At 66.5% G+C, this 12659-nt stretch carries 18 protein-coding genes and 1 pseudogene; 8 read left to right on the plus strand and 11 right to left on the minus strand.

The window, feature by feature from the left end:
- Together H7290_RS00730 and H7290_RS00735 are read left to right on the plus strand one after the other, a co-directional pair.
- Positions 1 to 234 (plus strand): annotated as a pseudogene (locus tag H7290_RS00730) (crotonyl-CoA carboxylase/reductase); the annotation flags it as partial.
- Between the two features lie 149 nt (positions 235 to 383).
- Positions 384 to 1595, plus strand: a complete 1212-nt coding sequence (locus H7290_RS00735) for a hypothetical protein (protein ID WP_290512101.1) — start codon at positions 384 to 386, stop codon at positions 1593 to 1595.
- 15 nt (positions 1596 to 1610) lie between these two features.
- Here H7290_RS00735 and H7290_RS00740 read toward each other — a convergent pair whose 3' ends face one another.
- Both H7290_RS00740 and H7290_RS00745 read right to left on the minus strand, forming a co-directional pair.
- A complete protein-coding gene (locus H7290_RS00740; protein WP_290512102.1) occupies positions 1611 to 2393 on the minus strand; it encodes an alpha/beta hydrolase in 783 nt (260 codons plus the stop codon).
- 28 nt (positions 2394 to 2421) lie between these two features.
- A complete protein-coding gene (locus tag H7290_RS00745) occupies positions 2422 to 2691 on the minus strand; it encodes a hypothetical protein (protein WP_290512103.1) in 270 nt (89 codons plus the stop codon).
- Between the two features lie 41 nt (positions 2692 to 2732).
- Here H7290_RS00745 and H7290_RS00750 point away from each other — a divergent pair, with 41 nt between their 5' ends.
- Entirely contained in the window at positions 2733 to 3032 is a 300-nt protein-coding gene (locus H7290_RS00750; RefSeq protein WP_290512104.1) for a hypothetical protein, read from the plus strand.
- Here H7290_RS00750 and H7290_RS00755 read toward each other — a convergent pair.
- Together H7290_RS00755 and H7290_RS00760 are read right to left on the minus strand one after the other, a co-directional pair.
- Positions 3020 to 3367 (minus strand): hypothetical protein, encoded by a 348-nt coding sequence (locus H7290_RS00755; RefSeq protein WP_290512105.1) that lies wholly within the window; start codon positions 3365 to 3367, stop codon positions 3020 to 3022. The two genes, H7290_RS00750 and H7290_RS00755, sit on opposite strands and share 13 nt — an antisense overlap.
- A 110-nt stretch (positions 3368 to 3477) precedes the next feature.
- Complete coding sequence (locus tag H7290_RS00760; RefSeq protein ID WP_290512106.1) at positions 3478 to 4671, minus strand: 3-hydroxyacyl-CoA dehydrogenase family protein; 1194 nt, start codon at positions 4669 to 4671, stop codon at positions 3478 to 3480.
- 71 nt (positions 4672 to 4742) lie between these two features.
- Here H7290_RS00760 and H7290_RS00765 point away from each other — a divergent pair, with 71 nt between their 5' ends.
- Together H7290_RS00765 and nucS are read left to right on the plus strand one after the other, a co-directional pair.
- Positions 4743 to 5174, plus strand: coding sequence for a hypothetical protein (locus tag H7290_RS00765; protein WP_290512107.1), 432 nt, complete (start codon positions 4743 to 4745; stop codon positions 5172 to 5174).
- The gene (nucS, locus tag H7290_RS00770) at positions 5174 to 5851 is read left to right on the plus strand and encodes an endonuclease NucS (RefSeq protein ID WP_290512108.1); all 678 of its coding nucleotides are present in this window, start codon (positions 5174 to 5176) and stop codon (positions 5849 to 5851) included. Before H7290_RS00765 ends, nucS begins: the two co-directional genes overlap by 1 nt.
- A 19-nt stretch (positions 5852 to 5870) precedes the next feature.
- Here nucS and H7290_RS00775 read toward each other — a convergent pair whose 3' ends face one another.
- A complete protein-coding gene (locus H7290_RS00775; protein WP_290512109.1) occupies positions 5871 to 6284 on the minus strand; it encodes a hypothetical protein in 414 nt (137 codons plus the stop codon).
- The gene (locus tag H7290_RS00780) at positions 6277 to 6801 is read right to left on the minus strand and encodes a ferritin (protein ID WP_290512110.1); all 525 of its coding nucleotides are present in this window, start codon (positions 6799 to 6801) and stop codon (positions 6277 to 6279) included. The genes H7290_RS00775 and H7290_RS00780 overlap by 8 nt, the downstream gene beginning before the upstream one ends.
- Positions 6802 to 6864: 63 nt before the next feature.
- On the opposite strand from H7290_RS00780, the gene H7290_RS00785 reads away from it, so the two are divergent.
- On the plus strand, positions 6865 to 7032 hold the full coding sequence (locus tag H7290_RS00785; RefSeq protein ID WP_290512111.1) for a hypothetical protein: 168 nt from the start codon (positions 6865 to 6867) through the stop codon (positions 7030 to 7032).
- A 63-nt stretch (positions 7033 to 7095) separates the two neighbouring features.
- Entirely contained in the window at positions 7096 to 7872 is a 777-nt protein-coding gene (locus H7290_RS00790) for an isocitrate lyase/phosphoenolpyruvate mutase family protein (RefSeq protein ID WP_290512112.1), read from the plus strand.
- A 24-nt stretch (positions 7873 to 7896) separates the two neighbouring features.
- Here the strand turns inward: H7290_RS00790 and H7290_RS00795 are convergent, their stop codons facing one another.
- Positions 7897 to 9888 carry a protein meaA gene (locus H7290_RS00795; RefSeq protein WP_290512113.1) on the minus strand — a complete coding sequence of 664 codons (1992 nt, stop codon included), beginning with the start codon at positions 9886 to 9888 and terminating at the stop codon, positions 7897 to 7899.
- A gap of 79 nt (positions 9889 to 9967) precedes the next feature.
- Between H7290_RS00795 and H7290_RS00800 the strand changes: the two genes are divergently transcribed.
- Complete coding sequence (locus H7290_RS00800) at positions 9968 to 10573, plus strand: cob(I)yrinic acid a,c-diamide adenosyltransferase (protein ID WP_290512114.1); 606 nt, start codon at positions 9968 to 9970, stop codon at positions 10571 to 10573.
- Between the two features lie 38 nt (positions 10574 to 10611).
- On the opposite strand, the gene H7290_RS00805 is transcribed toward H7290_RS00800, so the two are convergent.
- The 4 genes from H7290_RS00805 to atpD form a co-directional block, all read right to left on the minus strand.
- Positions 10612 to 10800, minus strand: coding sequence for a hypothetical protein (locus H7290_RS00805; protein WP_290512115.1), 189 nt, complete (start codon positions 10798 to 10800; stop codon positions 10612 to 10614).
- A 134-nt stretch (positions 10801 to 10934) separates the two neighbouring features.
- Positions 10935 to 11381 (minus strand): DUF2550 domain-containing protein, encoded by a 447-nt coding sequence (locus H7290_RS00810; RefSeq protein ID WP_290512116.1) that lies wholly within the window; start codon positions 11379 to 11381, stop codon positions 10935 to 10937.
- Positions 11382 to 11400: 19 nt separating this feature from the next.
- The gene (locus tag H7290_RS00815) at positions 11401 to 11790 is read right to left on the minus strand and encodes a F0F1 ATP synthase subunit epsilon (RefSeq protein ID WP_290512117.1); all 390 of its coding nucleotides are present in this window, start codon (positions 11788 to 11790) and stop codon (positions 11401 to 11403) included.
- A partial coding sequence (gene atpD / locus H7290_RS00820; RefSeq protein WP_290512118.1) for a F0F1 ATP synthase subunit beta occupies positions 11790 to 12659 on the minus strand: 870 nt, incomplete at its 5' end. The genes H7290_RS00815 and atpD, both read right to left, overlap by 1 nt.

Consider the following 12659-nt stretch of genomic DNA (forward strand, 5'->3'; position numbering starts at 1 on the left):
TACCGCGAGTCGTGGGAGGCCAACAAGCTCATCGACAAGGGCCTCATCCACCCGACCGTGACACGGGTCTATGCCCTCGAGGACACTGGTCAGGCCGCTCTGGACGTGCACCACAACCTCCACCAAGGCAAGGTCGGCGTGCTCTGCCTCGCTCCTGAGGAGGGCCTGGGCGTGCGCGACGAGGACAAGCGTGCGCTCCACCTCGACAAGATCAACCGCTTCAGGGGCGTGTAGCCACCCTCCGGGGCCGCGCGTCAGCGACCCGATCTGACCAGCATCTCGCCAGCGCGCGGCCTGACTTCGGGCCGTTCGTCTCGCCTTTTTCGGCGGGTATGCTGAGGACGACACCCGACCACACCCCTATCTCCACGAATGGGACCAGAATGTCCGACCAGTCCGGTTTGTCCATCTTCGATGCCGCTCAGAAGTCGGCCGACGCCACCTTTCCACTGGCGCGCCGCGGCGGCTACGACAGCGATGCTGTCGATGCCTGGGCACGTACGCACACCGCGGAGTTCCAGCGAGCCACCGAGAGCTTGAAGTCTGCCGAGAGCGAGAACGAAGAGCTTCGCGAGCTCGTCGAGAAGCTCAAGGACCGCGACGAGGCTGTCGAGAAGCCCACGTACACCGGGTTGGGCAACCACGCCGCACAGCTGCTGGGCCTCGCTGAGCAGGAGGCGGAGGACGTGCGCGACCGCGCCACCCGCGAGGCCGACGAGCTCGTCAAGAAGGCCGAGGAGGAGGCCGCGATGGTGCGTGCCGCCGCCGAGCACGAGGCCGGCGAGATGCGCACCAAGGCCGTCACCGAGCTCGAGGACAAGCGCAAGCAGCTGCTCGAAGACGCCGAGGCCATGCACGCCGACGCGCTCGCCCACACCGAGGACCTCCGCGCCCACGCCGAGCGTGAGGCCGCCCAGCTCAAGCTGGCCGCCGAGCAGGACGCCCAGAACATGCGCCTCGGGGCGACCCGCGAGGTCGAGCAGGCCCGCGCCGCCGCGGACCGCGAAGTGACCGAGGCCCGCCGAGTGCTGGCGGTCGAGAAGGAACGACTCGCGCGAGAGGCGTCCGAGAACCACGCCTCTGCCTCTGCGCAGACCGGCAAGCTCGTCGCCGACGCCGAGTCGCGCGCCAGCTCTGCCGACAACCGGGCCCGAGACATCATGGCTCAGGCTGCCAAGGCTCGCGACGTCGCGAGCACCGAGGCTGCCCGGCTGCTGGAGGGTGCCAAGACCGAGGCATCGACGCTGGTCTCCGGTGCGAAAGCCGAGGCGCAGCACATCCGGGTCAGCGCCACCACCGACGCCGAGCGCCAGACCCGCCTCCTGCGGGCCGAGGTCGAGGAATTGCAGCGCAAGCGTGACGGCATCATGGCCCAGATGGGTCAGTTGCGCGACATCGTCTCGTCGTTCGCGCCGTCGACCAAGGAGACTGCCCCGAAGCCGAAGGCAGACCCCACGTCGAAGACGGCCGACACCACCGAGACGGCACAGACTGAAACCACCAAGCCTGAAACCACCAAGCCTGGTGCCGCCAAGCCCGGTGCTACCAAGGCGGACACCACTACCGACACCACTGGGCGCGACAACAACGGCTGACTCTGGACCGACCTGCTAGCGAGGGACGTCCTTGAATGCTGCGACGGTACGGTCGCGGTAGGCCGAGGAGTCGGCACGTTCCATCGGGCCGTCCCAGCTGTCCGGCAACGGCAGAGGCACATCCGGCGCCAGCTTCCTGGTGATCTCGTCGAGCGCACGCTCGGCGTCGCCGACCCACAGATGCTTGGCGCCCTCGACGTCGATGACCTCGGCCTGTGGCACAGCAGCCAGCCGCACGCGGGCCTCCGCGGGCTGCAGGTAGTCGTCGTGCTCGGGCACCAACGCCGTGACCGACTTGCCCGACTCGGCCCAGGCCGCCAGGTGCTCGGGCGTCGAGTAGCGCAGCGGCGGCGACAGCAGCACGACGCCCTCGATCGCCGGCTCGAGGCCGTACATGATGGCGAGGTCTGTACCGAACGACCATCCGACCAGCCAGAGGTGGGGAAGCTCAGCGAACTCAGCGAACTCGACCGCTGCGGCCACGTCGAAGCGTTCGGCCACACCGTTGTCGAACTCCCCATCACTGGTGCCCTGCATGCTCGAGGTTCCGCGCGTGTTGAAACGGAGGACGGCGATACCAGCGAGCGCGGGCAGACGGTAGGCCGCCTTGCGAAACAGATGGCTGTCCATCATGCCGCCGTGCGTGGGAAGCGGGTGAAGGCAGATCATCGTGGCGACCGGCGCCTCATCGAGTGGGAGCGACAGGTCGCCCACCAGGCTCAGCCCGTCGCCGGTCTCGAGAGTGATCTGCTCACGACGCGCGGGGAGAATGGAGTTGCCGCGGATCTTCTCGCTCATGTCGCTCTCTCGCTGGTAGGTGTCACGATCAGTGCCGCCGCGACCAGCAGGCCGTGTGCCAATGGCGACGCTCGTCGATCGCAGATTCGCTCAGGAGCGCCTTCTCGACGGGCCACGCCACGACGTGCGGGGTGGCCTGCCTGATCAGCTGGGCGCAGCCGGGACAGCGGTAGTCCTTGGTCGACGACGATCCGGCGATGGGCCGGAAGTAGAAGGAACCGTCGGCTTTCTCGGCCACCCGCTCCGGCCTGGCGCGCACAGCCTTCTCTGGTCGACGAGCGACTCGGCGGCGGGACATTCTTCCATTCTACGTTCGCCGCCCCGGCCTACTCTTGAGCCATGCTCATTGCCGGGATGGTCGTCGTGGTCCTGCTCGGCGTCTTCTTCGGTGTCCCCTACCTGGCGCACCGGTCGGAGACGTCCGACGGCGGCGGATCGACGTCTGGAGGGCCCTTCGGTGTCTTCGAGGAGATCTTCCACCCGGCCGCGCACGACGCCAACATCGTCAGGATGGAGCAGAAGGAGCGGGTCGCCCCCGCGCCGACTCCAGCCGACGGCGACGACGACGACGACGACGAAGAAGAAGAAGAAGAAGAGCCGGATCTCGATTCTGAGGGTGGGCCCAATCAGGCGCAGTAGCGCCTGATCCATCCCTCGCGCGCTGTCGAGGCAGCGATTGCCTCGTCGAAGCGCAGCACCTGCACGGCCGTTCCGTCAACGGCCTGGAACAGCACGGTGTCGGTCAGCACGGGCGTCACGCTGCACGTCAGACCAGTCGACTCCTGCAGCGTGATGGCCGAGAGCAGTGCGGTGTCGGTCGAGCCCGAGTCCATGACCAGGGCGCCACTCGGCCGGCCGTACTGGTTGGCGAACGACTGCACGGCGACGAAGCCGATCAGCAGCACGATCGCAAAAGTCATCGAGGTGATGCGCAGCAGCCGTGCGCCCGTGACGATGAAGCAGGTACCGCTCATCACTGCTCCTCTCGCGTCGTCCCCCTGAACAGAGAACGAGGCCGGTAACCATGGGTTACCGGCCTCGCAGGAAAAACATGACACGTGTCAGACGCGTGACTTATGCACCATCAGTACGTGTGGAAGCCCGCGCCCGTCTTGCGACCAAGCTTTCCGTCCGCCACCATCGCCGCCAGCGACGGCGCCGGATCCCAGCCGGCATGACCGAAGGCGGCGACGAGCGACTGCTGGATCGCCAGCGAGACGTCGTTGCCGACGACGTCGAGGAGCTCGAACGGACCCATCGGGAGCTTGGTCTCCTTCATCGCATCGTCGATCTCCTGCAGCGTCCCGCCGTCGTTCTCGTGCAGCGTGATGGCGTCGTTGAGATAGGGGAAGAGCAGGGCGTTGACGATGAATCCGGCACGATCGCCGCACGACACCGGGTGCTTGCCCGTCGACAGGCACAGGGCTCGCACCGTCTCGGCAACCTCGACAGACGTCTCGTCGGCGGACACGACCTCGACAAGCTTCATGACCGGCGCCGGGTTGAAGAAGTGCATGCCGATGACGTCCTGCGGGCGACCCGTGGCGGCTGCGCAGTCGGTGATCGACAGCGACGACGTCGTCGTGGCCAGGATCGCTCCGGGCTTCGCGATGCGGTCGAGGTTGCGGAACAGCTCGAGCTTGATGTCAAGATCCTCGGCGATTGCCTCGACGATGATGTCAGCGCCCGCAAGGGCCTCCTGCGTCGTGGAACCGCTCAGGCGCGCCAGCACCGACGACTTCCCGTCCTCGTCGAGCTTGCCCCGAGAGATCGCCTTGTCGAGGCTCTTGGTGATCCGGTCATGCACCGCCCGCACCTTGTCGTCGCCGCGCCCCACGTACACCACGTCGTAGCCCGCCTTGGCGAACACCTCGACGATGCCCGAAGCCATCGTGCCGGTGCCCACGACCCCGACCGTGCCGATCTCGTGACGCAGCTGGGGTGCTCCGGCGTCATCGTCGCCGACGGCCTCGGCGAACGTCGTGGAGTCGTTCGCCATCGTCGTGAGGATGCTGACGGGCTGGTGCAGGTCGTCGCCGGACTCCGCGTACATCTTCTCCAGGCCTGAGGCCACGAGATGGGCGCCGAGCGCGTCGATCAGGGCCAACGGCCCGATCGGGTAACCACAGCCGAAACGCATCGAGGCATCGATGTCGTCGCGGGTCGCGTAGCCGCTCTCGTACATCGTTGCGGCGTGGTTCAGGTAGGGCAGCAACAGCGTGCGAGCGATCGCAGCCCCCCGGTCGCTCGCGGCCAGTCGGTCGATCGTTTCCTGCATGGCTACTCCTGAGTAATAAGCGGGTCGTGCCACACTAACGTCCAGCATCACGTCGGGGAACAGGGAGAACGATGAAACGAACTATGACGATGGCCACAGCCGTCATCGCCGTCTCTCTGGCGCTGCTCGCCAGCTGCGGCGACGACGAGAAGACGGTCAAGGGACCCGGTCCCACCACGCCGACCACGACCACCTCGGCACCACCGACCACCTCGGCACCACCGACCACCTCGGCACCCTCGACGCCCTCGGTCGACCCGTCCGCCAAGGGCGCCATCGCTTTGCGCGGCGACTGGCAGATCCCCCAGGAGGACTACGTCCTGCACCTCAAGAAGGACGGCACGTTCGTCCAGGACTACATGGGCGTCATCGACTTCCGCCACGGAAAGTACCGTGTCGACGGTGACACCCTCTCCTTGATTGGCGACGACGGCGACACCGACAAGGGCAAGATCGGCGACAAGACTCTCGTGTTCACGCTCGGCACCGCCACGAGGATGTAGTGCGGCTCGTCATCGCCCGCTGCCAGGTCGACTACGCCGGACGCCTCGCGGCCCATCTGCCTCTCGCCACGAGGCTGATCATGGTCAAGAACGACGGCTCGGTCCTCATTCACTCCGATGGCGGCTCCTACAAGCCCCTCAACTGGATGAGCCCTCCCTGCGTCCTGCGTGAGGGCGTGGCCGACGACGGCGTCACCGAGTGGACCGTCACAGCCGGCAAGACCGACGACACCCTCCGCATCCGGATCGAGGAGCTCGTGCACGACACCGCCCACGAGCTCGGCGTCGACCCCGGCCTGCAGAAGGACGGCGTGGAAAAGCACCTCCAAGAGCTGCTGGCCGAGCACACGACAGCCCTCGGCGCCGGCATGAACCTCGTCCGCCGCGAATACATGACCGCCATCGGCCCGGTCGACCTGCTCTGCAAGGGCGCCACCAACAGCTCGGTGGCCGTCGAGATCAAGCGGCGCGGCGACATCGACGGTGTCGAGCAGCTCACGCGCTACCTCGAGCTGATGAATCGCGACCCGGCGCTGCGGCCCGTGCGCGGCATCTTCGCGGCCCAGGAGATCAAGCCGCAAGCACGGGTGCTGGCGCACGACCGCGGGATCGAGTGCGTCGTCGTCAACTACGACGAGCTCCGCGGAATCGACGATCCCAGTCTTCGGTTGTTCTGACCTAGACCGCAGATGACGGTCACGGTCCGACGAGAGCGAGCGCCTTCAGCACCGGGGCGATCATGTCCCAGCGGTCGATCTCGCACCCGTTTTCGCGACTGAGCCCGGCGGAGACGATCGTGTTGTCGTAGTGCCCACTCACCGCGAGCTTCTCGGGACCGCCGAATATCTGGGTGCAGACCTTCGCCTTCGGAACCGGCGAGAAGACGTCCGGAGCCACCTTCGCCAGCTGGGCGCAGGCCGACTTCGTGCCTGTGTCCTTGCCCGGGCACGTCAGCGTCACGGTGCTGGCACCGCCGCCATCGGTGAACCGGAACGTCAGGACCGTCTGCTGCGCAGCGCTGTTGTCGCCACTTCCTCCCCCGCAGCCGGAACCCAGCGCCACGAGAGCCACCACCGCGAGTGCCGCGGTCGACGATGAGCGCCTACGCACCAGCAATGGGTGGAGCGGTCGGATCATCCTGGCTGCTGGTCTCCTCGCGGGCGACCCAGTCCTCGATGCGCTCGTAGTCGTCCTTGGAACGGGTGACCACGGCAAGCAGGTCGCTCATCTTGGACAGTTCCTCGACCTGCTCCCTGATGAACCACTGCATGAACTGGTCGGAGGCGAAGTCGTTGCTCTCGCGTGCCACGCGGGTGAGCTCGTTGATCTGCTCGGTGACCCGCTTCTCTTGTGCCAGGGCTGCGGCGACCGGCGCGACGATGTCCGCGAAGCCCACCGTGGGTGCCCCGATTCCGGGGATGACCGGAGTCTCGTCCGCATCGAGGAGGTATTGGACCATCATCATCGCGTGGTCGCGTTCCTCGAGGGCCTGCTGGTAGAACAGCGCCGCCATGCGGGGCATCGTGAGCGACTCGAAGTAGGCCGCGATGGCGATGTACTGCTGGTGTGCTGCGAATTCGTGTCCGAGCTGCTCATTGAGCTTTGCGACGAATGCTGGTGCTGCCATCAGGCCGGGTCTCCCGTTCAAGTGCTAAGGCGAGGCTCACCTCACGCTGGTAAAGTATCGGTTGTGTCACCCAGCCCCAAGAAGAAGTGCTGCAGCGACAAGCCTGCCTGCAAACGCTGCCCCCTGCGCATGATGCGCGAGGGCACTCTTCCACCGGGATACACCGTCAAGAAGCGCAAGCTCGTCAAGGTCAAGAAGAAGAGCAAGACCAAGACCAAGGTCGCCGCCTGACGGTGTGACGACTCTAGAGCAGTCCCGAGCGCGGAACCATGAAGGACTGGCTAGCCTGACAGCATGACCAATCGTGCAGCGCAGGCCCAGACCCTTCTCGACCTCCACACCGACCCTGATCTTTTGAAGGTCGTCAACGTGTGGGACGCCATCAGTGCCCGCGTCGTCTCCGAGGTCGAGGGCGTCAAGGCGCTCGCCACCGCCAGCCACTCGATCGCCGCCGCCTACGGCTATGAGGATGGCGAGAACATTCCCGTCGAGCTCATGATCGAGGCCTGCGGTGGCATCGTCGCCGCCACCGAGCTCCCGGTCACCGCCGACCTCGAGGGTGGCTACGGCAATCCGGGCGAGACCGCTCGCATGGCCATGGGCGTCGGGATCGTCGGCGCCAACCTCGAAGACCAGCTGAAGCCGATCCACGAGGCCGCCTCGGCCGTCGAGGCTGTCCTGAAGGCTGGCCAGGACGAAGGCATCAACTTCGTCCTCAATGCGCGCACCGATGCCTTCGTCAAGGCGGGCGACAAACCGCACGCTGACGTGCTGGCCGACGCCATCGAGCGCGGCCGGGTCTACCTCGCCACCGGCGCTCCTCTCGTCTTCGTGCCGGGCCCGGTGTCAGAGGACGACATCAAGGCGTTCGTCGACGCGTGGGGCCCGCAGAAGCTGACGCTGATCGGCGCACCCGGCTCAGTGCCGCTCGCCCGGATGGCCGAGCTCGGCGTGGCGCGCGTGTCGTACGGGCCGTTCGCCCAGTCGGTGGCGCTGATGGCGCTGCAGGACCTCACCGCCGACGTCATTGCCGGAGGCGGCCTGCCCAGCAACTTCCGCATGCTCAACTGACCCGCGGTCTGCCACGCTGAGTCGTCAGAGGGGCAGGTCGTTGGCCTTGCGGATCTCATCGACGATGCGATCCATGATGGTGGTCATGCCGAAGTCCTTCGGCGTGAACACCGCCGCGACTCCCGCGGCCTCCATCGTGCGGGCGTCCGACTCAGGGATGATGCCGCCCACGATGAGGGGCACGTCACCGATGCCGGCCTCGACCATGGCCTTCTGCACGTCTGGCACGAGCTCCATGTGTGAGCCCGACAAGATCGACAGACCGACGCAGTGGACGTCCTCGGCCACGGCAGCGGCAACGATCTGTGCCGGCGTGAGCCGGATGCCCTGGTAGATGACCTCGAAGCCCGCATCGCGGGCACGCACGGCGATCTGCTCGGCGCCGTTGGAGTGACCGTCGAGCCCCGGCTTGCCCACCAGGAACCGCAGACGCGTACCAAGGTCGTCACCGGTCTGTCGTACCCGCTCGCGTACGGCGGTGAGCTCGGCCCCCGCCTCTGCCACCCCGACGACCCCGCTCACGCCGGTGGGGGCGCGGTACTCGCCGAACACCTCGCGCAACGCTCCGGCCCACTCACCGACGGTGGCGCCCGCGCGCACGGCCTCGAGCGTGGCCTCCATGAGGTTGGTGTCGCCCTTGGCCTCACCCTGCAAGCGGTTGAGCGCCTCGTCGACGGCGCTCTGGTCGCGCTGCTCGCGCCACGCCACGTCGTCGTCGCTGGCGTTGGCCCCGGCCTGTGGGTCGGACGCCATGATCGCGGTGTCGAGGTCGGCTGTCAGGGGCGACGGCTCCGTCTCGGTGTAGGAGTTGACGCCGACGACCAGCATCTCGCCGGACTCGATACGGGCACGTCGTTCGGCGTGCGAGCCCACGAGCGCCTGCTTCATGTATCCGGACTCGACCGCAGAGACGGCCCCGCCCATCGCCTGGACACGATCGATCTCCGCCCGTGCCCCCTCGACGAGCTCGGCGACCTTGGGCTCGATGACGACTGAGCCCTCGAAGATGTCGTCGTACTCGAGCAGGTCGGACTCGAACGCCAGCACCTGCTGGAGCCGCAGCGACCACTGCTGGTCCCACGGTCTGGGGAGCCCAAGGGCCTCGTTCCACGCCGGCAGCTGCACGGCGCGTGCGCGGGCGTCCTTGCTGAGCGTCACGCCGAGCATCTCGAGCACGATGCGCTGGACGTTGTTCTCGGGCTGAGCCTCGGTGAGGCCGAGCGAGTTGACCTGGACGCCGTAGCGCAAGCGACGCATCTTCGGGTCCTGCACTCCGTAGCGGTCGCGGGTGATCTCGTCCCACAGCTGTTTGAAGGCGCGCATCTTGCACATCTCCTCGATGAAGCGCACCCCCGCGTTGACGAAGAACGAAATACGGCCGACGACGTTCTCGAACTCCTCGGGCGGTACCTGGCCGGCGTCCTTCACGGCATCGAGAACGGCGATCGCGGTGCACAGCGCGTAGGCGAGCTCCTGCGTCGGCGTCGCGCCGGCCTCCTGCAGGTGATAGCTGCAGATGTTGAGGGGGTTCCACCTGGGGATCGTGCTCACGGTGTAGGCGATCATGTCCGTCGTGAGCCGCAGCGAGGGTGCGGGTCCGAAGACATAGGTGCCGCGGGAGAGGTACTCCTTGATGATGTCGTTCTGGGTCGTGCCCGACAGCTGTGCAGGGTCGACGCCCTGCTCCTCAGCCGCCACCTGGTACATCGCCAGCAGCCACATGGCGGTGGCGTTGATCGTCATCGACGTGTTCATCGTCTCGAGTGGGATGTCCTGGAAGAGCCGGCGCATCGCACCGAGGTGCGGGATCGGGACGCCGACCTTGCCCACCTCGCCACGGCTGAGCTCGTGGTCGGGGTCGTAGCCGGTTTGGGTCGGAAGGTCGAAGGCCACTGAGAGCCCGGTCTGACCTTTCGCGAGATTGCGGCGGTACAGCGAGTTGGACTCCGCGGCAGAGCTGTGGCCGGCGTACGTCCGCATCACCCAGGGCTTGTCACGCTCAGGCTTGTCAGGCATAGCCGTCAGGCTACCTCCCCGTCTCCTCGTCGGTCACGGCTTCGTCAGGCGTTCTCGCTCACACTCGTAGACTGGCTGCATGGTCAACCTGACACGGATATATACCCGAACCGGCGACAACGGCACCACCAATCTCGGTGACATGAGCACGACGAGCAAGCTGGACACCCGGCTCGGTGCCTACGCTGACGTCGACGGGGCCAACAGCCACATCGGCTTCGCGCTCTCTCTGAACGCTCTGGGATCAGGAGGGCTCGACGACGACGTCGTGGCCGTGCTCACCCACGTCCAGAACGACCTCTTCGACGTGGGCGCCGACCTCTCCTGTCCCGTCGTTGCCACGCCTGAATACCCTCCCCTGCGAGTCGAGCCCGACTACATCGACAGGCTCGAGGGGTGGTGCGACCACTACAACGAACAGCTACCCAAGCTGCGGTCGTTCATCCTGCGGGGCGGCACACCCTCAGCTGCGGCGGTGCACATTGCCTGCACCGTGACGCGCCGGGCCGAACGATCGGCGTGGGCAGCGCTCGCCGAGCACGGAGACACCATGAACGTGTTGACGGCGAAGTACCTCAACAGGTTGAGCGACCTGCTGTTCATCCTGGCGCGACACGCCAACCGCGAACAGGGTGACGTGCTGTGGGTGCCAGGCGGCCCCGAGCGCAACGCCGCCAGCAGCTGACATGGCGGCTGAGGCGTTGCTCGGACGTGCGGCTGGGTTCAGTCCCAGTCGATGCGGCGCTGGAGCGGCGGCGCGTGCCAGTCGATGGCCGTGGCCGTCGTAGCCGTCTGGACGTAGACAACCTTCGTCGACGGCGCAGCGCTGAGGGTGGCGGCGGAGGCCACCGGGACGAATCCGAGGAGCGAGACTGCGGACAATGACGCGGCAGCAACGAGACGCTTGAGCACTGGAACACCTTCTGATCACAGGGGGGAACGGGCCGAAGCTCGTCTGATCTAAGATTATTGTGGCCCTGCGCGTGGTGCCGGTCAACCGGAACAGCCGGATCTGTACACATGCCCTAAAAATAGGGTCCACAGTGTCAAAGGACGTTGTTGACCCGCTGACCGGGCGGCGACGACTCGAGCCACGACAGCAGGCCGGTCAACGCGTTGACACTCATCGCGAACTGGCGCACGCCCGAAGCGTTGTCGGTGCCGACGACGAGGTGCCCGGTGTGGATCGCATGCACCTCGAGGCCGATGGGCTCCCGGCGACCATCGATGCGCACGTCCCCACGGCTGAAGCGGTAGGCGGGCCGCAACGAGAGCGAGAAGGTGCGGTACCACTCAAGATCGGTGTCGCGATAGACCGCCAGGCCGAGCGTCCAGCCCTTGGCGGTCGCCTCTGAACGCCGATTGATGCTCATGTCGAACGTCCCGCCCGACCGTGCGAGAACACGCCGCCGGACGAGCAGCCCGATCAGCAGCAGCATCGCCAGACCGACGACGAACGCCAAGGAGTCGACGAACCACATCCAGAGTGGCACCGCAAGCTCCTTTCGAGCGTCAGGACGCCTTGTCGATGAGGCGCAGCTTCGCCTCGGCCCGCAGGACTGCGTTCGCGTCGTCGTCCTTCTGAGCCGCCTCGAGCTCAGTCTGCACAGACTTCGCGTCTACCTCAGACGCGAGGAAGGCGTCCTCACTGAGGATCGAGACGTGATCGCCCGCGACCGAGAGGAAGCCTTCCTCGACCGCGGCGCGAACCACCTCGCCGTCAAGCGACGTGATCTCCACGACGCCCGGGACGAGGACCGACAGCAGGGGCGCGTGCCCCGCGAGCACGCCGATGTCACCGTCGGCCGTGCGCGCGATGACCTCCTTGGCCTGGCCCGACCACACGACGCGGTCGGCAGCCACCAGCTCGATCTGCAGTGCCGTCGTCGATTCGTCGGCCATCAGAGGCTCTTCTGGATTTCATCCCACTTCTTGTCGACGTCTTCGAGACCGCCGCACATGAAGAAGGCCTGCTCGGCCACGTGGTCATAATCGCCGTCACAGATCTTGGTGAAGCCGTCGATCGTCTCATCGATCGAGACGGTCGAGCCCTCGATGCCAGTGAACTGCTTGGCCACGTAGGTGTTCTGCGACAGGAACCGCTGGATACGACGTGCGCGCGAGACGAGCGTCTTGTCCTCCTCGCTGAGCTCATCGACACCGAGGATGGCGATGATGTCCTGGAGCTCCTTGTTGCGCTGCAGGATGCTCTTGACCCGGTTGGCCGTCCGATAGTGATCGGCCGAGATGTAACGGGGGTCGAGGATGCGCGACGTCGAGGTGAGCGGGTCGACGGCCGGGTAGATGCCCATCGAGGCGATCTCACGGTTGAGCTCGGTCGTCGCGTCAAGGTGAGCGAACGTCGTGGCCGGCGCGGGGTCGGTGTAGTCGTCCGCGGGCACGTAGATGGCCTGCAGCGACGTGATCGAGTGTCCACGCGTCGACGTGATGCGCTCCTGGAGAACACCCATCTCGTCGGCCAGCGTCGGCTGGTAGCCCACGGCCGACGGCATCCGGCCGAGCAGCGTGGAGACTTCCGAACCAGCCTGGGTGAAACGGAAGATGTTGTCGATGAAGAGCAGCACGTCCTGGTTCTTCACGTCACGGAAGTACTCCGCCATCGTCAGAGCCGACAGTGCCACGCGCAGGCGCGCTCCCGGCGGCTCGTCCATCTGGCCGAACACGGGGGCGGTCTGTCCGTGGACGCCCGCCTCCTCCATCTCGGCGCTGAGGTCGCTGCCCTCACGGGTGCGGTCGCCCGCGCCCGGGGA

Source organism: Aeromicrobium sp., assembly GCF_014378035.1.
Taxonomy (GTDB): domain Bacteria; phylum Actinomycetota; class Actinomycetes; order Propionibacteriales; family Nocardioidaceae; genus Aeromicrobium.